This is a genomic window from Bacillus sp. AF23 (assembly GCF_020861455.1).
GTDB lineage: Bacteria > Bacillota > Bacilli > Bacillales > Bacillaceae > Bacillus > Bacillus halotolerans.
Genome location: NZ_JAJHVY010000038.1, coordinates 21,894 through 44,826 on the forward strand (window position 1 = coordinate 21,894; position 22,933 = coordinate 44,826).

Sequence of the window (22,933 nt, forward strand, 5' to 3'; positions counted from 1 at the left end):
AGTCCACTCTTAAATAAATTTTATTTCTCTCGTTCTATATATTCTTCTTTTGTTGTTTATTGCCCATAAACTTTAACCTCTAATACTTTGCCATTAGTTGTATTCGAGCTACATCCTTACATGTTATGAGAACGAGCCTATATGGCTACATACTGATTCGGTGTTTTTGTTCAGTATCTATCTCGGGCTGTATCTCCTTTGTTAGATGATGACCCTCTATATCTACATTCGGAATGATTTTGTCTAACCATTTTGGTAAATACCAAGCTGCATTCCCCATCAACTTCATGATACTTGGAATGAGTGTCATTCTTACAATAAATGCGTCAAACAATACACCAAAGGAAAGAGCTAATCCATTTGCTTTGATAGAAGCTTCACCAGCAAAGATAAATCCTGCAAAAACAAATATCATGATTAGCCCGGCTGCGGTGACAACAGGTCCACTGTGTTTTAATCCAGCTTGAATCGCTTGTACTGGATTCTTTGTTTTCACATATTCTTCACGCATTCTGCTTACAAGGAATACCTGATAATCCATTGCTAAGCCAAAAAGAATACCAATCGTTAAAATAGGCAAAAACGCGAGAATCGGCCCTTTTTCAGGTATATTGAACAAGTCAATAAGATTTCCATCCTGTAACACAAATACACAAACCCCAAGAGTTGCTGTCATTGTTAATATGAAACCTGCTACAGCAACAAGAGGTACTAGCAGTGAACGGAATACGATTGTCAGCAAGATAAACGCAAAACCAACAATGAGTACAGCGAATATTGGTATTGCATCATTAAGACGATCTGAAATATCTATATTCACTGCCGTCGATCCAGTGACGAGCAAATCTATTCCGTTTTGATCTGCTAAACTGCGTACATCTTGTACCAAATCCTTAGTAGCTTTATCGTTTGGACCTGTTGTAGGAACAACCGTAATAATAGCAAAATCGCCTTTTGCATTAGGCATTGCAGGAGTAACACTTGCTACATGGTCTAAATCCTTAATTTCTGTTACTGCATCTGCGAATGCTTCAGCTTTATTTTCTGGGACGCTTGTGGCATCCGCCACTATCGTTAATTGGCCATTAAATCCTTCTCCAAAACCTTCGGCAAGCAAGTCATAAGCCCGGCGCTCGGGACTATCCTTAGCTTTCATTCCTGCATCAGGTAAACCTAGCTCCAAATGCATAGATGGAATACTAATGACTAGCAAGATGAGAATACTAAATACACTTAAAAGAATAGGGTTCTTTGTGACAAAGCGTCCCCAGAAATTTGTTTCAGCGCTTTGTATTTCTTTTTTCTTGTTTGCTTTCGGAATCATGCGTTTCCCTGCTATTGATAAAACGGCAGGCACTAATGTAATTGAAGCTAATACAGCCATGAGCACACTGAGCCCTGCTGTTAGCCCCATTGCGGACATAAAAGGAATATGAACTACAGTCAATCCGCAAAGTGCGACAATAACTGTGAGTCCGGCAAAAACGACAGCACTTCCAGCTGTTCCCGTAGCTCTCGCAATTGATTCATTTTTTTGTATACCTTCACCTAAAAACTGGCGGTGTTTCGAAAAAATAAACAAGGCATAATCAATACCAACTGCAAGGCCGATCATTCCGGCTAATGAAAGACTGACGGAGGCAATATCAAACACTTGTGTTCCAATCAAAGTCAGCCCAATGCTTACACCTAAACCAATAAGTGCAGTTAAAATCGGTAAGCCTGCTATTAATAAAGAGCCAAATGTAATAGCTAGAACAACAAAAGCCAAGACAATACCGACTATTTCTGATACACCGCCAATCTCCATCTCGGCTCCTGGTATATCTCCGCTTAACTCCGTTTGTAATCCTTCATCATCAGCAATGGACAAACTATCTTTCACATGTTTTATAGAGTAATCTTTTATATCATCTGCTGATGATTTGTATTTGATATCAGCATAAGCCACTGTCCCATCTTTTGCGATCGTTCCTGAATGAAAAGGACTTGCAATCGAATCAATGGAATCGTCTTTATTCATTTCCTTTAGTGTATTCTCTATTGCTTCTTTTGCTGATTTGGCAGTAAGTTTCTCCCCATCCTTAGCACCGAATATGATCCGTATGCTCCCTTTATCAGGACCATGAGGAAATTCTTTATTGATCACCTTCATTGCTTTTTCCGAAGGCGTGTCAGGTATTGACATATTCTCAGAAAAATTGGGTTTTAATATGCCGGCTGCCCCTATCGTTGCAATCAACACAACGATCCACGCACATATTACTTTAATGCGATGGCGAGCGACCCATCCGCCTAATTTATATAACATTCTTGACATCATAATCTCCTTTCAATACATTGCTTGATAACATTCTTCCTAATTGTAGTTCATAAGGAAATGAAAAAAACGTACATTCGGGCATGTACGTTTGGGCAACTTTTAAATAACCTTGTGTTATATATCTAAAGTTAAAATACCTCTCTGCATGGCAATCGCGACTGCTTCTGTTCTAGAATCCGCTCCCAATTTATTATAAATGGACGTGAGTCTTGACTTCACGGTTCTTTCTGAGATTCCTAAATCAAAGGCTATCGCTTTGCTTTTGAATCCTTTTGCAATTGCCTTTAGAACAACGATTTCCTTTTCCGTTAACTGAGTATCGCTGCTTGGTTTCTTCATTCTTTCCAATTGAATTTCTTGAAAACGTTTAAGAATGTCAGGCTGCAGCAGCACTTCTCCTCTTACTGCTGCATCCATTGTATGAAATAGGGTTTCTGAGCTCGTATCCTTCAACAGATATCCTTTTGCTCCTAATTCAATCCCCTCAATCATCAAGTGATCTTCATTATAAGTAGTCAAAATAATAATGGGTATGCTGTGTTTTTCTTTTATTTGTTTAATCGCTTCTAACCCACTCATTTCTGGCATGTATAAATCCATAAGAATGATATCTGGCTTTAATTCATCTGTAAGATAAACCGCCTTTTTTCCATTTTCCGCCTCTCCGATTATTATGTAGTTATCATTCGTCTCAATTAACAGCTTGAGACCTTCTCTCACAACCAGATGGTCATCAACGATTAAAACCTTATTCATCTTCAATCTCTCCCTGATTTGACAAGATTATCTCGATTTGTGTGCCTACTGATTTTTCACTCGTTATATTGAATTGGCCTTTCATTGCTCTGACGCGTTCTTGTATACCAAGAAGTCCATAATGTCCTCTCTTTTTCCTGCCTTTTTCAATATCAAAGCCTTTTCCATTGTCTCTGACGGTTAAATGGAGGTTTCCTTTCTCATCCCAAACTGATACCCATATCGTTTCTGCTTCAGCATGTTTTGCTGCATTTGTAAGGCATTCTCCTATGATGTAATAACAATTTTCAGCAGTGCGAACATCAGGCAATTGAGTTAATCTGTAGTCTAAAAAACAAGACAGACCTGTTGCATCTTTAAAATGATCCATTTGTAAGGTAATTCTTTCTTTTAAAGAATCGATTTCTTCTGATTTGCTGCGAAGATTGTCAATAGCTGAACGTGCATCAGCTAATGTGCTTTTCACTCTATTCATAGATTGTTGAATGATTTCTTTTGCTCTATCTGTGTTACCTTTCGATATATGAACATTAATAGCATCCAGCTGCATATTTAAACTGACCAGCCCTTGAGCAAGCGTATCGTGTAAGTCCCGGGCCATACGCTGCCTTTCGTTTTGCAGCGTCAGCTGTTCGACCTGCTGATGAGCCAGCCCCAGCCTTTCAAGAGTCAGCTGCGCTTTTATTTTTTCATCAACTTGGGCAAATAATGTAGCGGCATAAGTAATAATCACGATCATAATAGGTACGGCAATGACAAGAAAATGCAAATATTCACCTTTGTGAATCTGATGTGTTGCATTGATTGACAGCAGAAGCAGTAAATACAGTATGAGGAAAGTCCTTCTTCTGTCTGCTATTCCTGCAATCTGTCCAATCAAAAATGCATAAAGGCCAATAATGATCAGCACTAAGAAGCCAGTCATGATATTAGCCAGTGTAAAAGTGATCAAACCTTGCAGCACAAAATATAGAATGACCCTTTTCTTAACCCAGCGATATGAATGCCAATGCAGCAAAGCAAAAATGGCGGTCAATACTGTAAACACATGAAGCAATAAAATGGACCAGCTCCCAATAATAAATTGCAGCACGATAGAGGCTATATATATCATGAGAATAAAAGCTAAGCCTGGCAATCTGAGAGCAAGCATATTTAATGCCCGCCTATTTCGTGAAAAGTAGTTTTTATCAAAAGGCTTTCTTCGAAACATATTGCTTCACTTCCTTTCCTTTGACAGTTTAATCACAAAGGATCCACAATAAAAATAGGAACAATCCAGTCATATTTGTCATCTTATCATAAGAGCCGGCAGGCATTTCATTTATCGGCCAGCACGGCAAGAAGAAAACGCAAGATGAACAAAAGTTTAAAAATGCCCCAACGTACATAAGGATATGCCCTTATGTACGTTTTCTATATTCAATTTTAAAATTAAAATATATGGAGAGTTACTTTCATATGGGAGGATTGCAATTTATTGAAACCAATTGATCTCATTATTATAAACTTACAAAGAAAAGGAATCAGGGCTGAAAAAACAATTAAAAATCGGACCCCTCATACATTAAAATCCTCAAAGAAGTAAAGCAGAAGGGCTCTGCAAAATGCCCCCTTAAAGAATAAAGAAAACCTATAGAGAAAAGAGGAACAAGGTATGTATTGGTTTTTTGGTGTTTTATTGTACCTTCTCATCGGTACTTGTATATTCATAGGAGTCATCAAAGACACTCAATCAGGTTCTTGGTTACTGCTTGCATTAGTAGCTCCACTCATCATCTTTGGCTATCCTTACTTTTGTTCAAAGCAGCTTCTTTCCAAAAGATAAAGATATATATTGATTACGGAGTTCTTGAAAATAATGATAAATAACCTTTCAAACTCAAACTCAATATTTACCTTCAAGACACAGACAAGACATATCATGCTGCGAACCATTGCCCCTGAAACGATATAAATAGCTAGGTCCTGACATGTACCGGTGCCATGTTCGTTTAGAATAACCAAAACCAGTAATTTGCAGTCCGCACTTTATGAACGTTTTCATTGATTGGTTCCCTCGGGGATAGAAAGCATTTGAAAAAGCGCAACGTGAAAACAAGCCGGTTCTCGTCAGCATCGGCTATTCGACTTGTCATTAAGTACAGGTTATATTTCAGAGGTCACTTTATGAAATTATATTCATTTAGGAGAGATGAAGTATGTTATACCTTATTGGTGGTTCTTCAAGGAGTGGGAAGACAACTACAGCAAAGAGAATGTTAGCGGAAACAAAAATTCCTTATTTCTCATTAGACTATTTGATGATGGGAATTGCTAATGGAGTACCAGAAATGGAGGTTAATCCAACTGATGGTGATCTTAAAAATGGACAACGACTCTGGAAAATAGTTAATCCTTTGATGACAGCTATGGTTGAGAACAAAATAGATTACATAATAGAAGGTGTACAATTAATACCTAGTCACGTTTCAAAGTTTGAACAACACTATTTAGGGAATGTTAAGACCTGTTTTATAGGGATAGCAGAAATAGATATAGAAAATAGTGTGGAAAAGATGAAATTTCACTCTAGCATGACAGAAAATGACGGACTGAGAAATCTAGATCATCTTCAGATCAGATTAGAATTAGAGAGGATAAAAACAGATAGTACCCGAATAAGAGAAGAATGCAAAAAGTATAACCTTCAATACTTCGAAAGCTCTTTAAATTTTAATAAAACTATAGAGACAATAATAGCTTATCTCATTACACAATGAATGTAGCAAAGTAAACTGCATGTGGAAACATTAACACGTTATCGAACTTGGCACCAATGGTGAGTAGGGTAACCGAGGCTGGTCAGTATAGATAATAGCACTAATAATATAAAAGAAATTTGTAATGAAAAAAGACAACGATATGTTATCCTTTTTGTTTTTAGAAAGCCTCATTATTCTTCTTTAAGTTAAGCCCGAGAATTGTTAGTAAGGAAAAAAATAAAACAAATAAAGGTAATATAAAGTATGTAACATAAGGGGTATTAACAAAATCACCAATTATTAAAGATAATCCTAGAATTGAATAATAAGAAATAGCAATTTTTGAATTATTTTTAAATCCAGCCTTAGAAACTAACCACATGTATTTATCTATATTAGTCTTAACAAGTAAAGCACACATAATACTCATAAAACCTAGGAGAGATAAACCCAACTTTTGCACCTCCTATTATTACTTTTTGGGAATAATACTATCATAATATTCCAAGAAAATCTCTCTGCAATGGATCAAATTGGTTTGTGATTGTAAACAAGTTGGCTCTCTGAATGTATTTTCTGGTTACTTTAGCATACCTGCCAACAAATGCAAGTCATGATTTACTTACCTTTTTTTGAGGAACTTCATATTTCGAAACCTTTTGTCGATCGATGCGTAGCCTTAATAAAACATAAAGTTTTGTTGTTGAGTCTAAAAGGAGAGTTATAATGGGATTTCAATTATAAGAAAGATAACTTAAATGATTAGCCATTCTATTCAAGAAGGCATTGGATTATGTAGTATAAATAAGGAGTACAAAGCAGTGGATGAATTTTATAAGGCGTTAACATATGTAAATAAAATTTTTTATGAACCAAATCACTTAACTATAAATGCTATTCGAGAAGAAGCTCAAAATTCAGATTATGGGGCTGGTATATTTCAACTAAATTCAAAATCGGTTAGATTTAGAGTCGCAAAAAAAACACCTAACAAGATAGGACAGTTTGTTGCTTTTTGGGAAAAAGATGGGGATAATAAAAACCAAGCCTTTTCATATGAAAAGGCTACTGATTTATTGGTTATCAATACTTTTACTAGTAATAATTTTGGGCAATTCGTTTTTCCTAAAGAAGTTCTTTTAAAACAAAATATCCTTAAAACAGCTACTACAAAAGGAAAAATGGCAATTAGAGTTTACCCTAGATGGGATAATCCCACTAGCAAACAAGCTATCGAAACACAAAAATGGCAGTTAGCATATTTTGTTGAGGTGAACAATACAAATGGTTTTCCAGTACAAGAACTATTAAAGCTATATTCTAACTAAAATTGGATAGTCCTGAGTAGGAAATCAACATTTAAAATTAGCAGATTCATTAAAAAAATAAGATAATAAAATTAAAGATTACAACAGTTCTATAAGGAATATTTTTTTACACTGTTCTACTCATCAGAACGGTGTTTTTCAGTTTTTATCATAGCAATTCTTATGGTCAGTCCCATTCTTTATCTGGTATGTTTTTTTATAATGCAGCGTCTGCTTTTCATTCTGCAAATTAAGAGAACATAATCTTTATATCATTCAGGACTTGTATTTGGCCACTGCATATTTCTATTGATGGGACTATACCATATAATGCACTTTAAAATTTTTAAAGTTGAAAATTTGCACTTTAGTAGTCCCTTTTGTTTCCCTTCTTCACATATCCCAATCACGTTCTACATTTTCCCTGACTCTGTAGAGAGAAGGTGATCCCATGCCAAATAACAATAAACCCAATAGATTAATCGCTGAGCAATCACCGTATTTGCTTCAACAAGCCCACAACCCAGTAGACTGGTACCCGTGGGGAGAAGAAGCCTTCGAAAAAAGCAAAACGTGAAAATAAGCTGGTTCTCGTCAGCATCGGCTATTCGACATGTCATTGGTGCCATGTCTACTAAAATAACCACAAAAAACAAGCCGAGGTATTACAAACCGACTTGTTTAATTAATACTTTTACAATTATCACAGGGCAGTTCACCCGTTAGCTACTTTATGACTTACACTGCCCAGCACCATCCCGTAAACAGTTCAATCTCCTAATGCCTACTTTGAACATAGCAAACTAATCTCCATTTAAGAAACAATTGCGGTTCTCGTTCTCCATAATTCACACCAGAATACCCCAGATTGGCTCAAACTTCACCAGAATACCTATTCCGCAGCCTCTGCATCTGCCTTGGTCACATGAACCGTACCAAATGGATGGTTAGGAGGAGAATAAATGGAGTATAGTTTTAACGGCGTATTACCAGTATTAGTAAGATTGTGCCAAGTGCCGGCAGGTATAACAATGGCAGAATCATCATAGACATTTCTTTGGAAATTTAAATTGTCTTTACTCTTGCCCATTTTAACTATCCCTCGCCCTTGCTCAATCCGTAAGAATTGATCGACGTTAGGATGGATTTCCAAACCGATGTCTTCTCCAACACCGAGACTCATCAAAGTAACTTGAATATGTTTTCCAGTCCATAAGGCGGTACGAAACGTATTGTTTTGTTTTGTTGCTTTATTAATATTAACAACAAAGGGTTTTGCTCCATAATCTTTCAAGAGAAGGTTTCTATCTTCGTATGAAGAGCGCAAATAATCAAATCTGTTTGCATGCTCCATCTCATTTGGAACAGTCCAATAAACAGATCTTCCATCGTTATACATCGGTATATTTACATAATAACAACATTGATGCGAAAAAGGTATATAATACATTTTTTCAATCCTCACAAAAATTTTGAATTTTTATGATATTATCCTATGTATTCGTTGCGGAAATGTGCATACTAGGTGAATTTCTTACACAGATGTTGTTATACTTCTTTTGGGATAATTTTTTGCAATTTAATTGCAATGTAAGTAACAAATTAAAACTTTTAATACATCACCCAGAAGGAATGTTAAACTGGGAAAATAATAAAAATATGATTTGACTGAGCGCTACATATTTTGGACCTAAAAGAGCGCCTAAGATAAAGTTATTGATTAGAGTTCTTGCTTCTTAATCAATAACTTTATAAATCAATTTCAACTTTAGTCCACAAAAAATACAATCTATGTTAAAGCTCCTTTTAAAAATACAATAAATTGATATTTCACGTACCAATCAAAAAAGTTTCGAAGGCGAATGCCACTTGCATTTGGTGCCATGTCTATTAGAGTGGAAAACATAAGCTTTAAACTCTGCTATCAAGTAAAAAACACTAAATTATATGACAATACAAATATGTATAATTTAATAATACTTAGAGATAATACGCATTGTAGTAAGAGCACACTGCTTTATCACTGATTAAAACCTTACGTGAAGATATCACCCGTCTAATCCATTGTTCCACATAAGGTTTTAATCAATTTAATCAGACCTTTTCTTTTTGAATATGTTCTTCATTTTCTTAAATCCAGTTCTGCGTTTAGCTGTTAATGCACACTCCGCCCTCAAAACGACTAATGCTGAGCCTTCTGGATTTTCTTAATTTTAAACCCCAATAACTTATCTGTATTTTCACCTTCAAATACTAGGGGATATACAACCTATTTTTGGTAGCATGTTCGTTAGAATAACCAAACTAGTTATCTGTAGTCCGCACTTCATGAAATATCCCCATTAGTGTAAAAATTGTTTATTCTTTATTGATCCTCCCCTCACGTCACCTTTTAAACTAATATTTAAGTATAGAAAGAAAGGTGATTTTTATGAAAAAACCCACAAAAATAGAAATTTTATTAGTGCAGATGATGTTAGGAATTTCTTTAGCTCTAGGTGTATTACCTCCACTCGTTATGTTTTTTTCGCAACGAAAGAAGAACATCTTTTATCGTGAAGCAAGCAGAAAAGCACTAAACTTCCATTTAACTTTAATTCCCCTCTTTATACGGCGACTAAAAAGTCTGAAATGTCCTTGAGGGAAAAACCTATAAATTTTAAAAAAAAGCAGCTCCTCGCAGAACAAGAGAAAATACAACAGACAATTGATCAACTAAACCATATGTTTGCTATATTAGAAAACCAACAAGAAGTCTACACAAGTATCTTTTGTTTTATTATTCATTCTATCCTTTGGGAAGAAGAAAACTTAGATGAACTGAATCAAATCGAAAACTCAATTTATAACTTTAGAAGCAATGAAAGATTAGACTTAGATAAAGAATATTTTTCAGTATTTACAAAGTTAAAAAGCCTTGTGATTGAAAATGTAAGCCCCCAATCACAGGAAGCACAACTTTTTATAAAAGATTTTGTAGCACTTAATAGAAAAACGCTTTTAAAAATTAAAAACTCAAAAGATAATGTGATTCATTTTAATAAGAAAGATCAACTCAATATTCTTGATCCGTTAACTGAAAAAGAAAAACTCTTTATTAAAGAAGCATTTGCTTTGATAACAAATTAAATGAAGGGCAAGGTTTCCTTGCCTTTTTTCTGTACTTTCAGATTGGTTATTCAACTAATCATTGGTGGCATGTTCGTATAACTACACATATGATTTTTTCTTGACTCCCTTTCTTATTTCACTTATGATAATCACATCAAAATTATTTGATTAATCAACCAGAGGAGGACTTCAAAATGCTACAAATACCTCTAGAGAATAAACAGTTGGAAGAGACCTTTGAACAATACGAAAAAAAGTTTAAAGCATTATCTGATAAAAAAAGGCTTCATTTGTTACACATTCTTTGTGAACGTGGATCTACCTGTGTATGTGATTTAATCGATGAAATTAAGATGCCACAATCTAAATTATCTTATCATTTGAAAATCTTACTAGATGCAGGTTTAATTACAAAAGAAACAAAAGGTACATGGAGTTATTACTCCTTGAACGAAAAAGAAATAAATCATTTGCTATCAGCAGAATTATGCTGTTTATTCCGCCCTTCTCGCTAGGAAGGGAATTATTTTCAATTTATACATCAAAAAAAATTGATTTATAGGAGGAAACATATTATGCAAAAAACATTACCAGTAGCCATTATTGGGGGAGGACCAGCAGGAATTGCCGCAGCAGCTCATCTTGTTAAAAGAAAAGAATCATTTATTCTGTTTGAATCAGGAAAAGAAATCGGAACCAACTTTTTAAATTATGGACATGTACGGCTGTTTTCACCCTGGGAATATAATATAGACCAAGCAGCAAAAGAATTATTACAAAAACACAATATTCCTCTTCCTCCAAAAGATGAACTTCCACTAGGAGAAGAGATTGTTTCCAAATACTTAAAACCACTAATAGAACTACCTGAATTGAAACCTTATATCCATGTGAACAGCCCTGTTCTTCATGTTGGAAAAAAGGGGTTTGATAAAGTCAAAACAAAAGGCAGAGATCAAGCACCCTTTATCATTCGAGTGAAAGTAAACAACACTGAAGAGAAAATATATGAGGCAAAAGCAGTTATAGACGCTACAGGTACTTGGCAAAATCCAAATCCAATAAACGCTGAAGGACTCATAACTGATGCTGAAAAAAGGATTTCTAATCAGATTTATTATGGGATTCCAGATATTTTAAATCGGGATCGAAATCGATATAAAAATAAGACTGTTGCAGTTGTTGGGAGTGGTCATTCAGCTGTAAATACTTTACTAGATTTAACACAGTTAAAAGAGCAAACTGAAAATACAGAGATCATCTGGATTCTAAGAAAACAGGATATTACAGAAGTTTACGGGGGAGAAGGAAATGATCAGTTGCCTGCTAGAGGGCAATTAGGGACAAGATTACGGGGCATCTTAGAAAATGGACTTATTAAAGCGTACCCTTCAACGTTCATTGAAAATATCGCACCCACATCTGACGGTAAATTAAATATTTTTGGATTCCAACAACAGGAACAAAAAATATTTAAGGATGTAGACGAAATTATTGCGAATACAGGTGCAAGACCAGATTTTCAGTTTTTAAAGGAAATTCGCCATACATTTGATTCTGCTTTAGAGTGCGTGCCAGATTTGGCTAATTTAATTGATCCTAATATCCACAGCTGTGGAACTGTTCGACCACATGGCGAAAAAGAATTAAGACAACCTGAAAAAAACTTCTATATTATTGGCTCAAAAAGTTACGGAAGAGCACCGACATTCTTATTAGCTACTGGCTACGAGCAGGCCCGCTCTGTTGTGGCATATATCGCTGGTGATAAGGAATCTGCTGAACGTGTGGAATTAAATCTACCTGAAACAGGAGTTTGTAAACTAACACCAAAACCTTCTGTTGCTAAGACATCCTGCTGCTGTAATTAATACAAAAAAACAGGTCTCATTTTAGAGACCTGTTTACTTTGTAAGTATTTTTCCATTGCCATTACATCTACATAATGACCGTCGATTTTCCCCTGTTCTTTAAATATATCAAGATTATGAATATCTAAAATTCTAATTAAATCGCCATCCTTAGCTTCCTTATAAGCATACCATTTCCACCTTTCTTTTAGCTTATTTTAATCAATTTTTTTGATTAAAAAAACCACAAAATTTATTGTCCCCACTCCTTATGTATATTATTACTTGAGAATTGTGTCATGTTCTTTTAGCTACATAAACAATCTATTATTATGCTAATCTAGAAGTATATTACATTTAAGTCATAAAGGGTGATGGATCTTTTGGAGTTAAAAAACAAAATCAAGCGAGTAGCCATTTATCTAAGAAAGTCACGAAATAAAGAGGCCGAAGAAACGGAAGAAACATTGGCAAAACATCGAAAAAGACTTCTTGATATTGCTCATAAAAACAATTGGCAGTATGAAATATTCCAAGAAGTTGGGAGTTCAATGGATGAAATGCGACCTGAATACCAAAGGATGATCAACAAACTCACTGATGGCATATTTGACGCTGTTTTGTCAGTTAACTTAGCACGGGTTACAAGGGATGATGCAGAGACACCTAAATTCATGAACCTTTTACGCCAAGATGATGCTTGTAACGAAAATAAAGCCGGAAGGTAAAAACATCTATTAGCCGATTCATTATAAGGTTTTTTTTCTTAGGCTAGCAAAAAAACGTTTAAAGTACTCTTCTAATGCCACTTCACCCAACTTAGGCTTAAAATTCAAATCCTGTCTTGATGTAGTAAGGTCATAGTGTCTATTTATTCCACCATAATATAATTCTACCTGACTTCTAAGTAGTGATGGCTGAGTATTCTTTTCCTTTGCTTCAAATTCAAGTTTATCAGCTAAATGTAACAACTGTTCTTTAGTATATTTTTGTGGTATCTCAAGATTAGGAATAAATTTTTTTGCAATTTTAATGATATCATCTGAAGTTACAGGCTCTTCATTAGCCAAGATGTATCTTGTACCCCTTACACCTTTTTTCGCTGCAGCAATCATACCTTTCACAACATCAGTTACATCTATTGGCGTCATTTCACTTATATAGTTAACTTTCATCTTTCCTAAAAGAATACTATCGAAGGCCAGTATGGTTGGAGTTTTCTTTAAAAACTCTCCACCAATCATTGCACCAGGAAGAACGCTAACCATATCCAAATCATATTTTTCTGCCAGCTCCCAAGCTGTTCTTTCAGCTCGTGCTTTTGAATCAAAGTATGCATTTCCATGACTGTTTTCAAGCCATGTAGTTTCATCAATTTTACCCTTTAAGTTTGTCTTGTCCAATGACAATGCTGCTACGGAGCTTACATATACTATTTTTCTTACATTTGCTTCTTTAGCAGCCTCCATTATATTTTGAGTTGCCTCAATATTAGGAATAATGATCTCTTTTTCAGGATCTTGTGCCCAATGTTTAAATACAGCAGCTGCTTGATATAAGGTATTCACTCCATCAAGTGCTTTATGAAGTGAGTCTTTATCTCTCAAATCGGCGTAGACAATCTCACAATCAAGGCCTATAAATGGTTCTTTGTCATTTAAATCTCGTACACCTGCTCTAACAGTTTCTCCTCTTTTTAATAATTCTCTTACCAAGTTGTTACCCAAATGACCATTTGCACCTGTTACCAAGGAAATTTTCTTCATAAATAAATCCTCCTAAATCAGTGATTACACCAGTCATCATAATGCGATAACAGCCTGTTGTAATTGACATATGTAAATTGCAATAAAAAAACACCAAATACTTTTATTTGATGTTTCCTAAAAACGTTTATTCTATTTTCATACTTCTCTTAATTCTACTAAGTGAGCTTGCTCTAATTCCAATATAAGAAGCAATATATGATTGATTTATTCTGCTTTCTAAAGAAGAATACTCTCTTTTAAACTCCATGTACCTTTCCAGTGCATCTTTCATAAGTAACGCCTGTTCTCGATTTAGCGTATCAACAAGAATCTTCTGAATATAATTAGTGAATATAACCTTCATTTGATTAGTTTTCTTCACACCTTGGTATATGGAATTATACGGAATAACTACGCAAATGCTGTCTTGCAGGCTTTCTACATTAAATCTAGCTTCTTCAACTCTTAATAAACCCTCTGCACAGGCAAATTCCGTTTCAGCTGCAAAACATTTTGTCACATCATTGCCTGCAGCATCTATATAATATCCTCTCATAATTCCTTTATGAATATAATACAGTGAAGAAACTTCTTGCCCCTGATTTAAAACAATTGTACCCTTTGGTACCATCTTTATATCAGCTGTTGAATTAAATAAGTATTTTAAATCTTCTTCCAACTCCAGCTTCAAACCAGCTTCAATATAATCACTCGGCTTATTAAGCATAATTCACCACCTCTCTAAACATATAAGGCATATCCTTTATCCACAATTTACTATAATAGCATTTACCCATGTCAAGCAATATAATAGATTCACTTAAAATTCAATACAATCAACGATTAGCACATATTGGGGTAGCAACACACATCCATCAACTTAAGAAATTGGCTGTTACCCAAAATGAAAAAATGAATTTAATTTTCATAATCACTATCAAGAGATTTCGTTTTGGGGGTACTTCAAAATATTAGCTTGATGGGGATGGGGAAGCTATCCTTTTAACTAAAGATATATTATCGGCACAAAAAAGAACCTTAATTGACGAGACTGACCCATAATATGAGACAAATAAAAAACACCTCCACATTTGAAAGGGGAAATATTTAAAGTATTTAATTTTATACTTGTGATACAGTAAGAATGAAAAACAAGTTGAAAGAAGGTGATCCCATGCCAACTAACAATAAACCCAATAGATTAATCGCTGAGAAGTCTCCATATTTACTTCAACACGCCCACAACCCTGTGGACTGGTTCCCGTGGGGGGAAGAAGCATTTGAAAAAGCAAAACGCGAAAACAAACCGGTTCTGGTCAGCATCGGCTATTCAACATGCCATTGGTGCCATGTCTATTAGAATAACCATCTGTCTCAATTTTCATTCCAACATTTTTGAAATGGTTAGTTCTCCATGTTTTATCATACAGGACTCCGACTTGCTGAAGTTTTTCTATGATCTGACCTGGCTTTTTATCTTTTCCATTTCTTAATCAGCAAAACTCGCGGTTTGTTTCAAAATCCTTTACATTTACATAAATGATCTCAACTTTTGACTGCTTTCTTCATATTCCCCTTAAAATTGAATAATCACTTTCCCTTTTGGTCGTCCATTTGCGACTAGTTTTAGCGCTTCATTTACGTTGTCGATGGCAAATAATGTCGGATGAATTGCTGGAACAATGTTGTTTTCTTCAATGATTTTTGTAATCTCTTTAAGTTGTGCGCCGTCAGAACGAACGAAAATAAAATGGTATTCCACGTTTTGTTTCTTGGCTTTGCGGTCATACTTTGCACCAGCAAGAGAAAATAATATTTGTTTCCATCTTGGGAAATTTCGATCTTTCCCGAAGCGTTTATTCGGACCTGTCCGAAGGGAGAGCAATTTTCCACCCGGTTTGATTATACTCAATTCACGGTCAAAATCTTTAGGTCCCAATGTATCAATTACGTAATTCACATTCGACAACAAGTCAACATAGTTTTCTATTGTATAATCCAAATATTGGAATGCACCCATTTCCAAAGTGCGTTCGCGCGCTTCTGAGCTGCCACTAACAATGACATTTAGGCCCATTGCCTTTGCGATTGGTACCGCCATTTGACCAAAGCTACCTGATCCACCTGGAATGAAAACAGCTTTACCTGACTGTGCCTCAAGTTCTTCATGTAGACCTTGATACGCTGTGAGTCCAGCCAGTGGTGCAGCAGCGGCTTCCACGTAAGACAAATTTTTTGGCATGGGTGCAATTGCGGTAGCGTCAATTGCGGCATATTCCGCAAAAGCACCAATTTTTTCGAGAGGGAGACGTGTATAGATGGCATCTCCTACGTGAAATTCTGTCACATTTTTTCCGACTTTTTCGATAACACCTGTCAATTCATTACCAAGCGTTAATGGGAATTCATAATCTTGAATCAGTTTCACGCTACCTGTAATAATTAACATTTCGAGTGGATTGACCGCCGCAGCTTTGACCTTTACCAAGACTTCATTATCAGCGATCTCTGGAATTGGAATTTCATTAATTTGGACATGGGGATTTTTTGAATATTTGGTGATCTGAGCTGCTCTCATGAGTGTTTCCATTTTTATTAGCACCCTTCCGTTGAGTTGCTTTTATTAAGTTTCTTTACCTTATTTTTATTATTTTCACTGTCTACTTCATTTTTCTACCCTCAATATAATTCTTTTTATAAAGATCTTATATTATTTCAATCGTTTAGGTGGAGGGAACCTTATTTTAAGATCAACCCACCACCTAAACCTTAAATACTCACAAAATTATCTTTTTATTCAATTGGTACTGTTGTCTTTTAGAACGTTCATTCTCAAATAATTAAATTTTTTGAATCGCTACTGCAAAGAACCTATGTTTATCAGCCACCCCAACACGTTATTTTCTGTTAATACATTAAACGCCTAGTATTGGATAGATTTGATCTCTTAAATTGAAATTGTAGCTTTCATCTACAATACCTACGACTTTATCGTTGTCATAAAGTTCCATCATAAAACCAGCCATTTGCTTAGCTGTGTGATACATTGGCATAAAGTTTTTGTAATCAAATTCTTCTACATCCTGTGCAGTTTTCTCAAATTCTGTTTCAGTCACTGCTGGTGCTAAAACTTTTGCCTTCATTTTTGCACTTTTAAGCTCTAGTTCTTTTGCAAGCCCTTCTGTAAATGCACTAACAAAATATTTAGATGCAGAATAGGTAATACCACCAATATAAGTCGCATATCCAAGTGCGGAGGATACATTAATTAATTGTGTTCCCTCTACATGAGAATAATCTCGCACAAATAGTGTGGAAAGAATCGCCAACGACTCTATATTAAGACGTAACATGGATTCTACTTTCTCTAAACTCTGGTCCGCCACAGAAGAAGATTCACCAAGACCAGCATTATTAATCCACGTCTCAATTTGATACTCCTTTAAACTGTTATACAGTGTGTATGCCTGATCTGTTATCGATAGGTCACTTGTATGAATAATAACATCTAAATCAGGATTTATATTATGAATTACTGATTTAAGCCCTTCTAATTTCTCTAATCTTCTAGCTACAATAATTAAGTTTTTGCCGCGAGCAGCAAATTCCAATGCAGTTTCATATCCTATACCTGAACTTGCTCCTGTAATAACTGTGTATTTCATATCATTCTCTCCTCGAAACCATATTTTTAATTAACTAATCGATATCACAAAATAGATTTAGTCTAGTGTCGACAAAGTGAAATTAATAATACTTTCTAATTTCTCTTTATCATTTGTCGTTTTTGTTAATACTCGTATTCCTACGAGTGAATTATGAATAAATTGAGAAAGCCCTTTGATGTCATTGTGTTTAGGAATTTCACCTTGATCTTGACCATGTTTTAGCAGATCAAATAATAAGGCTTCTGTATTTATAAAAATCTCTGTCGTTTTTTTCGCTACTTCTTCATCAATTAGGGATAACTCAACAGCTGCATTAACAGCTAAACACCCTTTTGGCTGCTGTTGTGGCGAATCAATCACCATTTCAAATAATTTTCGTATCGACTGCTTCACTGTTAATTCTGTTTTCACTTCATTCTTCATTCGGCCTTCCATTATTTCTACATAATGATTTAAGACTCGCATAAATAAAGTATGTTTGTCGCCAAATGTATCATAAATACTTCTGCGGTGAACGCCCATATGATCCACCAAGTCTTGCATGGATGTTTTTTCATAGCCCTGTTCCCAAAAAAGAATCATTGCTTTTCTTAATGCCTTCTTTTCATCAAATTCTTTATTTCTAGCCATGTAATCCCACCTTCGAACATATTCAGAGAAAGGACTGAGAATCATTGATGTACTAGAAGCACAATCTTATACATTCATCCCTCCCTCATTCTGAAATAATTAAAGAATGATCATTCTCTTTTGAGTAGCAAAACAGTTAGATCTAACATGTTTGAACTATATCAAATTTGAGAACGATCGGTAAAGAAATTAGACCTTAATCATGTGCTTTAATTTTTTTTAGCTGACATTTCACGAATATCGTTTCTTTTATTTCTACTCAAATCAGTTCTATAACCATCATGCTCTTGGTGACATGTCTATTAGAGTAACCAGACACAAGAACATTATCTATCAGTGACAGGCAGCAGAGGGCGAGAAGGAATAGGCGATGACAGTACCACAGATGTATTTAATTGACCATAAGGAATAAGGCGGTCTACTAAGGCTTCTAAATCCTTCATCGTAGCTACTGCTGCCTTTAGAAAGTAACTATTCGTTCCTGTAACTCTATGGCACTCTAGAATATCCGTTTCTTCTATGATCAATTCCTCAAATCGACGACACTCTATTTTTAAATTTCCTATTTGTATAATCACAATTGTACCTTTTCCTATAGCCTCAGCTGAAACACGTGCGGTAAACCCCTGAATAACACCGTTATCCTGCAAACGACGTAATCGTTCATTTACACTCGGACGACTTAAATTCAGTTTTTTCGATAGTTCAATAATTGTTATTCGTGCATTCTCTTGGAGCAGCTCTAATAATTTCTTGTCTATTTCGTCCATTTCCATCTCTCCTTTTCATATTGTTTATAATTTTATTGTTTTTCATCCATATCGTAAAGCATAAGAGAATAAAACATTCATTAGTTTATATAAACAAAGAGAATAACCTACTATAATAAAAATAAATTCAGAAATGTAAGGAGAGAATATCTTTGACTCAGCCATTGAAGCAAACTATATCAGTTTCACAAGGCACTGCTCTGTATGTAGGAGCCGTTTTAGGATCAGGGATTTTAATATTACCTGGTATGACAGCAGGGATCGCGGGTTCAAATGCATTAGTTTCATGGATCATTATGGTGCTGCTAAGTATTCCATTAGCGTGCACATTTGCATTCCTTTCAATTGATTTCCCTAGTTCAGGCGGAATATTAACTTTTACGGATAAAGCTTTTGGTCATTACGCAGGTGCTATTTGTGGATGGTTTTTTTTCATAGCAGGAAGTGTAGGACAGATTATTGTTTCATTAACAGGTGGGACTTATATATCTTTTGCGTTCAATTTACCGCATTTTTCTGCATATATTATTGCAAGCATATTACTCTCAATCGCTGTAATCGGAAACTATGTAGGTCTACAAACAAGTGGAAAAATTCAATTGGTATTAGCCGGACTTACTTTATTGATATTATTAGGTACATCAGTTTTAGCATTTCCAGCAATTGACCATGAGAACATAACACCACACATCACAAAAAACAGCATCATTCCAATCGGCCAATCCGCAATGCTCATTTTTTGGTCATTCTTTGGATGGGAAGCAATCTCTAGTCTGGCACCTGAATTTAAAAGCCCGAGAAAACAAAACATTATGCGATCAACATGGGGAGCCATTGTTATTATTGGTGTATTATACATAGGCATCACTTTAGCTGTCGTTGGCACAAACTCTTATTCAACTGGTGAACAAACCGTTAATAGTGCTATGAATAATGCTTCAATAGCACAAGTCGTTGAAAAAGTGGCAGGGGTAAACGGCGCTTGGGCAACAGCAATACTTGCCTTTATCATATGTTTAGGAACTAACAATGCGTTTGTTGCAAGTATGAGCCGATTAGGTTATTCCTTATCTCATAAACGTCTTGCCCCCTCATGGCTGGACAACATGAATAAAAAATATTCAACCCCTAGCCGTGCTGTACTATTAGTAGGAGCAATTGCCGGGGTTGGTTTACTTTTTAGTTTTATTTTTCACATTGGATTAGACCAGTTAGTGTTTATTCCTAATTCGTTAGCAATAGCAACCTATATAGTTGGTACAGCAGCAGGAGTTCAGCTGATTACAAATGTCTTTGGTAAGTTTCTAGCTGTCATTGCTTGTCTATTATGTCTTGCCGCTTATCCTTTTATCGGCTCCTATATAGCAATTCCTATCATTGTTGCACTTTCATGTATAGGATACATCACCTGGAGAGCTTAAAGAGAGAGAAATATTAAATAATGAAGGGTATTCTTTAAAATCAGTGGAGGTAGGCTGAAGTATATTGCCTATCTCTTTCCTATGACATGAATCTGGTGCCATATCTATTAGAATATCCATTAAATATAAAAAAAGAATAGTCTTTCGACTACCCTTTAATTACCTCTTTATTCCTTATAGACCAAATCACAACCGGTATTAGAACTAAAGATAGAAGTCCTCCACTCAAAGATAATACCGCATAACTTGTGTTAGCCATCACCATGCCCGAAAGAGCCCCGCCAGAAGCTCCTGCTAATGCAATAAAAACATCAAGTGTTCCTTGAACTTTCGCACGAGTTGAAGGCTCTGTAGAATCAACAATGAGAGCAGTACCACTGATTAAGCCAAAGTTCCATCCCAATCCAAGTAAAGATAGGGCAATCACCAAAAGAACCATAGAATCACTTGGATCTAATGCTGATAATAAACCAGCTAACAATAATGTTATACCTGAGGCAATACTCATAGCTGTACGACCAATTTTATCAACGAGGACACCTGTTACAAGTGAAGGAAGATACATGGAGCCTATATGAAAACCAATTACGATCCCTACTTCTCCTAGACTATGCCCATGATGTTTCATATGAACTGGTGTCATCGTCATAATAGCTACCATAACGATTTGTGTTAGAACCATAACTGTGGCCCCTACTGCAAGATCTCTTTTATTGTTTTTTTGATTCACCGTATTTGAATCATTATCATGACCATTTTGTTCTTTATAAGCTGCAATCCGATTTGCAATATCTAATGGATCTGGACGTAGCATAATAAAAAGTACAATGCCTGCTAGTATATATGCTGCTGCTGCTAAAATGAATGGACCTGAAAGCGAAGGAATACCGATTAAATCAGCAAATTCCCCCATTACATTTACTAGATTCGGACCCGCAACTGCTCCAAAAGTTGTCATAACCATCGTGACACTAACAGCAGTTGCGCGCTGTTTCTCATTTGCTAAATCCGTTCCCGCATAGCGAGCTTGTAAATTGGTAGCTGTACCTGATCCATAAATCAGCAGGGAAGCAAATAATAGAATCACACTATTTACCATGGCGGCAATAACAATACCAATTGCACCAAGTCCCCCTAATATAAAACCAGTGGCTAGGCCTATACGGCGTCCATAACGCTGTGAAAATCTGCCTACAAATAAGGCTGCTCCCGCTGATCCCAAAGTAAATAAAGCTGTCGGGACCCCTGCATAAGCATCCGTTCCAAGCATCTGCTGAGCAATAAGGGCACCTACGGTAATCCCTGCGGCTAGTCCGGCACCGCCAAAAATTTGTGATATACTCACAACAATCAAAACTTTTTTGTGTAATTTTTTTAGTTTTTCTGGAGAGTCTATGTAACTCCTCGTTGAATCTTCTGAGCTACTCATCATGTTCTTAACACCCTTCTATATAGGATCTATCTAAATAATTAAAACGTAACTACTTTGTCAGCCCATTCTACAAGATTAACGCAATCATTCATTGTAGAAATTGGACATGATGTCGTACTATCTAATGCCCTTGATTTCAAACATGTTCCACAAGCGAGTAACTCTCCCTTAAGCTCCTCGAATTTTTTCATCTCTTCAATAACTTTAAATTTTGGATGTTGGATGTTTTCACATTCAACGGCTTCACCCATTAAAAAAATTTTAACATCATGTCCTTTTACTATTGCAGCATTTGCAAATCTAAATGTATTCCATGCCTTTCGGGTTCTTTGGTTTCTAAAATGATTCCTAATTTCATTTTCAATCCCCCAATTCCGTTATTTGTTTCCAGTCTCTAACGCCTTCCTCCAAGCGAAATGCATGAATACCATTAGTCCTCAGAATTTCTACTGCTTCTGCCGACATTAAACAGTAAGGTCCTCTGCAATATGCAACAACTTCACAATTAGGCGGTAAAGAAGAAAGTTTATTTTCCAATTCTTCAATCGGAATAGAAATAGCACCAGGTATGTGTGCTTTTTCATACTCTTCAGGCGGTCTTACATCTAACAATAAAACCTCGCCTTTTTCCATACGTTCTTTTAATTCTGAAAGAGTTACCCCTTCCATGCCTAGATTGTCATTTAAAAATTCCTGTTTGATTTGCTGTACCTGAACGAGTTGTTTCTCTGATAAAGCATGGAGTGATGCTAAAAAATCAGCAATTGTTTCGTCAGCTAACTCATATATGACATAATTACCTTCTTTTTTATAACTAACCAATCTTGAATTAAAAAGAGTTTTTAAATGTTGAGAAACATTTGCGATAGACATATTTGTGCTTTTCGCTAAAATTTCCACACTTTTTGGACCTTGCGTCAAAACATCAAGAATCTCTAATCGTCTTGGACTTGAAAAGCATTTTCCTATTCTGGCGAACTCTTGATATAATAAATCCTTCAAATTTCTTTCGTTCATGTTAACACCCTTTAAACTATTTAAGTATTTTATTGAATGCTTAAATAGTATGTTTGTAAATACAAATTGTCAACATTAAAACTGGACCATTTTTTCACTTTATATTAATAAACTTACATGGGATTAATGCCATGTCTGTTAAAATAAACACCCATA

Annotated in this window: 23 protein-coding genes and 3 pseudogenes; 12 read left to right on the forward strand and 14 right to left on the reverse strand. The window is 35.5% G+C overall.

Going from position 1 to position 22,933, the window contains the following annotated elements:
• Positions 1-145 precede the first annotated feature (145 nt).
• From LNN34_RS20990 to LNN34_RS21000, 3 genes are all read right to left on the reverse strand, one after another.
• Entirely contained in the window at positions 146-2,320 is a 2,175-nt protein-coding gene (locus LNN34_RS20990) for an MMPL family transporter (RefSeq protein WP_215509942.1), read from the reverse strand.
• Between the two features lie 117 nt (positions 2,321-2,437).
• Positions 2,438-3,079, reverse strand: a complete 642-nt coding sequence (locus tag LNN34_RS20995; protein WP_202646821.1) for a response regulator — start codon at positions 3,077-3,079, stop codon at positions 2,438-2,440.
• Complete coding sequence (locus LNN34_RS21000; RefSeq protein ID WP_229044504.1) at positions 3,072-4,292, reverse strand: sensor histidine kinase; 1,221 nt, start codon at positions 4,290-4,292, stop codon at positions 3,072-3,074. Before LNN34_RS21000 ends, LNN34_RS20995 begins: the two co-directional genes overlap by 8 nt.
• Positions 4,293-4,736: 444 nt before the next feature.
• Here LNN34_RS21000 and LNN34_RS21005 point away from each other — a divergent pair, with 444 nt between their 5' ends.
• From LNN34_RS21005 to LNN34_RS21015, 3 genes and pseudogenes are all read left to right on the forward strand, one after another.
• Positions 4,737-4,907 (forward strand): hypothetical protein, encoded by a 171-nt coding sequence (locus tag LNN34_RS21005; protein ID WP_229044506.1) that lies wholly within the window; start codon positions 4,737-4,739, stop codon positions 4,905-4,907.
• A gap of 217 nt (positions 4,908-5,124) precedes the next feature.
• Positions 5,125-5,217, forward strand: a pseudogene (locus tag LNN34_RS21010) (DUF255 domain-containing protein); the annotation flags it as partial.
• Between the two features lie 63 nt (positions 5,218-5,280).
• Positions 5,281-5,841 carry an adenylate kinase gene (locus tag LNN34_RS21015; RefSeq protein ID WP_227598399.1) on the forward strand — a complete coding sequence of 187 codons (561 nt, stop codon included), beginning with the start codon at positions 5,281-5,283 and terminating at the stop codon, positions 5,839-5,841.
• Positions 5,842-6,001: 160 nt separating this feature from the next.
• Here the strand turns inward: LNN34_RS21015 and LNN34_RS21020 are convergent, their stop codons facing one another.
• Complete coding sequence (locus LNN34_RS21020) at positions 6,002-6,277, reverse strand: hypothetical protein (RefSeq protein ID WP_105954656.1); 276 nt, start codon at positions 6,275-6,277, stop codon at positions 6,002-6,004.
• 367 nt (positions 6,278-6,644) lie between these two features.
• Between LNN34_RS21020 and LNN34_RS21025 the strand changes: the two genes are divergently transcribed.
• Both LNN34_RS21025 and LNN34_RS21030 read left to right on the forward strand, forming a co-directional pair.
• Positions 6,645-7,151 (forward strand): MepB family protein, encoded by a 507-nt coding sequence (locus tag LNN34_RS21025; protein ID WP_105954657.1) that lies wholly within the window; start codon positions 6,645-6,647, stop codon positions 7,149-7,151.
• A 430-nt stretch (positions 7,152-7,581) separates the two neighbouring features.
• Positions 7,582-7,762 (forward strand): annotated as a pseudogene (locus LNN34_RS21030) (DUF255 domain-containing protein); the annotation flags it as partial.
• Between the two features lie 260 nt (positions 7,763-8,022).
• On the opposite strand, the gene LNN34_RS21035 reads toward LNN34_RS21030, so the two are convergent.
• On the reverse strand, positions 8,023-8,580 hold the full coding sequence (locus tag LNN34_RS21035) for a cupin domain-containing protein (protein ID WP_229044508.1): 558 nt from the start codon (positions 8,578-8,580) through the stop codon (positions 8,023-8,025).
• A 1,023-nt stretch (positions 8,581-9,603) separates the two neighbouring features.
• On the opposite strand from LNN34_RS21035, the gene LNN34_RS21040 reads away from it, so the two are divergent.
• The 5 genes from LNN34_RS21040 to LNN34_RS21060 all read left to right on the forward strand — a co-directional run bounded on the left by LNN34_RS21040 (position 9,604) and on the right by LNN34_RS21060 (position 12,819).
• Positions 9,604-9,771: a DUF4870 domain-containing protein gene (locus tag LNN34_RS21040; protein ID WP_267476778.1), complete on the forward strand. Its 168-nt coding sequence runs from the start codon at positions 9,604-9,606 to the stop codon at positions 9,769-9,771.
• Positions 9,762-10,259: a hypothetical protein gene (locus tag LNN34_RS21045; RefSeq protein ID WP_229044510.1), complete on the forward strand. Its 498-nt coding sequence runs from the start codon at positions 9,762-9,764 to the stop codon at positions 10,257-10,259. Before LNN34_RS21040 ends, LNN34_RS21045 begins: the two co-directional genes overlap by 10 nt.
• A gap of 176 nt (positions 10,260-10,435) precedes the next feature.
• A complete protein-coding gene (locus LNN34_RS21050; RefSeq protein ID WP_229044512.1) occupies positions 10,436-10,756 on the forward strand; it encodes an ArsR/SmtB family transcription factor in 321 nt (106 codons plus the stop codon).
• A 60-nt stretch (positions 10,757-10,816) separates the two neighbouring features.
• The gene (locus LNN34_RS21055; RefSeq protein ID WP_229044514.1) at positions 10,817-12,112 is read left to right on the forward strand and encodes an NAD(P)-binding domain-containing protein; all 1,296 of its coding nucleotides are present in this window, start codon (positions 10,817-10,819) and stop codon (positions 12,110-12,112) included.
• A gap of 362 nt (positions 12,113-12,474) precedes the next feature.
• A complete protein-coding gene (locus LNN34_RS21060; protein WP_229044516.1) occupies positions 12,475-12,819 on the forward strand; it encodes a recombinase family protein in 345 nt (114 codons plus the stop codon).
• A 21-nt stretch (positions 12,820-12,840) separates the two neighbouring features.
• On the opposite strand, the gene LNN34_RS21065 is transcribed toward LNN34_RS21060, so the two are convergent.
• Together LNN34_RS21065 and LNN34_RS21070 are read right to left on the reverse strand one after the other, a co-directional pair.
• On the reverse strand, positions 12,841-13,857 hold the full coding sequence (locus LNN34_RS21065) for an NAD-dependent epimerase/dehydratase family protein (RefSeq protein ID WP_229044518.1): 1,017 nt from the start codon (positions 13,855-13,857) through the stop codon (positions 12,841-12,843).
• 127 nt (positions 13,858-13,984) lie between these two features.
• Positions 13,985-14,566, reverse strand: a complete 582-nt coding sequence (locus tag LNN34_RS21070; protein ID WP_229044519.1) for a Crp/Fnr family transcriptional regulator — start codon at positions 14,564-14,566, stop codon at positions 13,985-13,987.
• Between the two features lie 447 nt (positions 14,567-15,013).
• On the opposite strand from LNN34_RS21070, the pseudogene LNN34_RS21075 reads away from it, so the two are divergent.
• Positions 15,014-15,193: pseudogene (locus tag LNN34_RS21075) on the forward strand (DUF255 domain-containing protein); the annotation flags it as partial.
• 222 nt (positions 15,194-15,415) lie between these two features.
• On the opposite strand, the gene LNN34_RS21080 reads toward LNN34_RS21075, so the two are convergent.
• The 4 genes from LNN34_RS21080 to LNN34_RS21095 form a co-directional block, all read right to left on the reverse strand.
• Positions 15,416-16,429: an NADP-dependent oxidoreductase gene (locus LNN34_RS21080; RefSeq protein WP_229044521.1), complete on the reverse strand. Its 1,014-nt coding sequence runs from the start codon at positions 16,427-16,429 to the stop codon at positions 15,416-15,418.
• 325 nt (positions 16,430-16,754) lie between these two features.
• Positions 16,755-17,504, reverse strand: coding sequence for an SDR family NAD(P)-dependent oxidoreductase (locus LNN34_RS21085; RefSeq protein WP_229044523.1), 750 nt, complete (start codon positions 17,502-17,504; stop codon positions 16,755-16,757).
• Positions 17,505-17,561: 57 nt separating this feature from the next.
• Positions 17,562-18,137, reverse strand: a complete 576-nt coding sequence (locus LNN34_RS21090; protein WP_229044525.1) for a TetR/AcrR family transcriptional regulator — start codon at positions 18,135-18,137, stop codon at positions 17,562-17,564.
• Between the two features lie 326 nt (positions 18,138-18,463).
• Positions 18,464-18,907, reverse strand: a complete 444-nt coding sequence (locus LNN34_RS21095; RefSeq protein WP_229044527.1) for an Lrp/AsnC family transcriptional regulator — start codon at positions 18,905-18,907, stop codon at positions 18,464-18,466.
• A 152-nt stretch (positions 18,908-19,059) separates the two neighbouring features.
• Here LNN34_RS21095 and LNN34_RS21100 point away from each other — a divergent pair, with 152 nt between their 5' ends.
• Complete coding sequence (locus LNN34_RS21100) at positions 19,060-20,328, forward strand: APC family permease (protein WP_229044529.1); 1,269 nt, start codon at positions 19,060-19,062, stop codon at positions 20,326-20,328.
• 148 nt (positions 20,329-20,476) lie between these two features.
• Here the strand turns inward: LNN34_RS21100 and LNN34_RS21105 are convergent, their stop codons facing one another.
• The 3 genes from LNN34_RS21105 to LNN34_RS21110 are packed head-to-tail and all read right to left on the reverse strand — an operon-like array spanning position 20,477 to position 22,777.
• On the reverse strand, positions 20,477-21,760 hold the full coding sequence (locus LNN34_RS21105; RefSeq protein ID WP_229044531.1) for an MFS transporter: 1,284 nt from the start codon (positions 21,758-21,760) through the stop codon (positions 20,477-20,479).
• 38 nt (positions 21,761-21,798) lie between these two features.
• The gene (locus LNN34_RS22150) at positions 21,799-22,125 is read right to left on the reverse strand and encodes a DsrE family protein (RefSeq protein ID WP_416378577.1); all 327 of its coding nucleotides are present in this window, start codon (positions 22,123-22,125) and stop codon (positions 21,799-21,801) included.
• Positions 22,121-22,777, reverse strand: coding sequence for an ArsR/SmtB family transcription factor (locus tag LNN34_RS21110; RefSeq protein WP_229044533.1), 657 nt, complete (start codon positions 22,775-22,777; stop codon positions 22,121-22,123). The genes LNN34_RS22150 and LNN34_RS21110 overlap by 5 nt, the downstream gene beginning before the upstream one ends.
• Between the last annotated feature and the right edge of the window lie 156 nt (positions 22,778-22,933).

Excerpts from the sequence above, each read along its gene's own strand:
- LNN34_RS21090 (WP_229044525.1), bottom strand. The coding sequence starts at position 18,137 with ATGGCTAGAAATAAAGAATTTGATGAAAAGAAGGCATTAAGAAAAGCA.
- LNN34_RS21095 (WP_229044527.1), bottom strand. The coding sequence starts at position 18,907 with ATGGACGAAATAGACAAGAAATTATTAGAGCTGCTCCAAGAGAATGCA.
- LNN34_RS21085 (WP_229044523.1), bottom strand. The coding sequence starts at position 17,504 with ATGAAATACACAGTTATTACAGGAGCAAGTTCAGGTATAGGATATGAA.
- LNN34_RS21080 (WP_229044521.1), bottom strand. The coding sequence starts at position 16,429 with ATGGAAACACTCATGAGAGCAGCTCAGATCACCAAATATTCAAAAAAT.
- LNN34_RS21000 (WP_229044504.1), bottom strand. The coding sequence starts at position 4,292 with ATGTTTCGAAGAAAGCCTTTTGATAAAAACTACTTTTCACGAAATAGG.
- LNN34_RS21055 (WP_229044514.1), top strand. The coding sequence starts at position 10,817 with ATGCAAAAAACATTACCAGTAGCCATTATTGGGGGAGGACCAGCAGGA.
- LNN34_RS20995 (WP_202646821.1), bottom strand. The coding sequence starts at position 3,079 with ATGAATAAGGTTTTAATCGTTGATGACCATCTGGTTGTGAGAGAAGGT.
- LNN34_RS21050 (WP_229044512.1), top strand. The coding sequence starts at position 10,436 with ATGCTACAAATACCTCTAGAGAATAAACAGTTGGAAGAGACCTTTGAA.
- LNN34_RS20990 (WP_215509942.1), bottom strand. The coding sequence starts at position 2,320 with ATGTCAAGAATGTTATATAAATTAGGCGGATGGGTCGCTCGCCATCGC.
- LNN34_RS21105 (WP_229044531.1), bottom strand. The coding sequence starts at position 21,760 with ATGATGAGTAGCTCAGAAGATTCAACGAGGAGTTACATAGACTCTCCA.
- LNN34_RS21065 (WP_229044518.1), bottom strand. The coding sequence starts at position 13,857 with ATGAAGAAAATTTCCTTGGTAACAGGTGCAAATGGTCATTTGGGTAAC.
- LNN34_RS21045 (WP_229044510.1), top strand. The coding sequence starts at position 9,762 with ATGTCCTTGAGGGAAAAACCTATAAATTTTAAAAAAAAGCAGCTCCTC.
- LNN34_RS21035 (WP_229044508.1), bottom strand. The coding sequence starts at position 8,580 with ATGTATTATATACCTTTTTCGCATCAATGTTGTTATTATGTAAATATA.
- LNN34_RS21005 (WP_229044506.1), top strand. The coding sequence starts at position 4,737 with ATGTATTGGTTTTTTGGTGTTTTATTGTACCTTCTCATCGGTACTTGT.
- LNN34_RS21110 (WP_229044533.1), bottom strand. The coding sequence starts at position 22,777 with ATGAACGAAAGAAATTTGAAGGATTTATTATATCAAGAGTTCGCCAGA.
- LNN34_RS21070 (WP_229044519.1), bottom strand. The coding sequence starts at position 14,566 with ATGCTTAATAAGCCGAGTGATTATATTGAAGCTGGTTTGAAGCTGGAG.
- LNN34_RS21040 (WP_267476778.1), top strand. The coding sequence starts at position 9,604 with ATGTTAGGAATTTCTTTAGCTCTAGGTGTATTACCTCCACTCGTTATG.
- LNN34_RS21015 (WP_227598399.1), top strand. The coding sequence starts at position 5,281 with ATGTTATACCTTATTGGTGGTTCTTCAAGGAGTGGGAAGACAACTACA.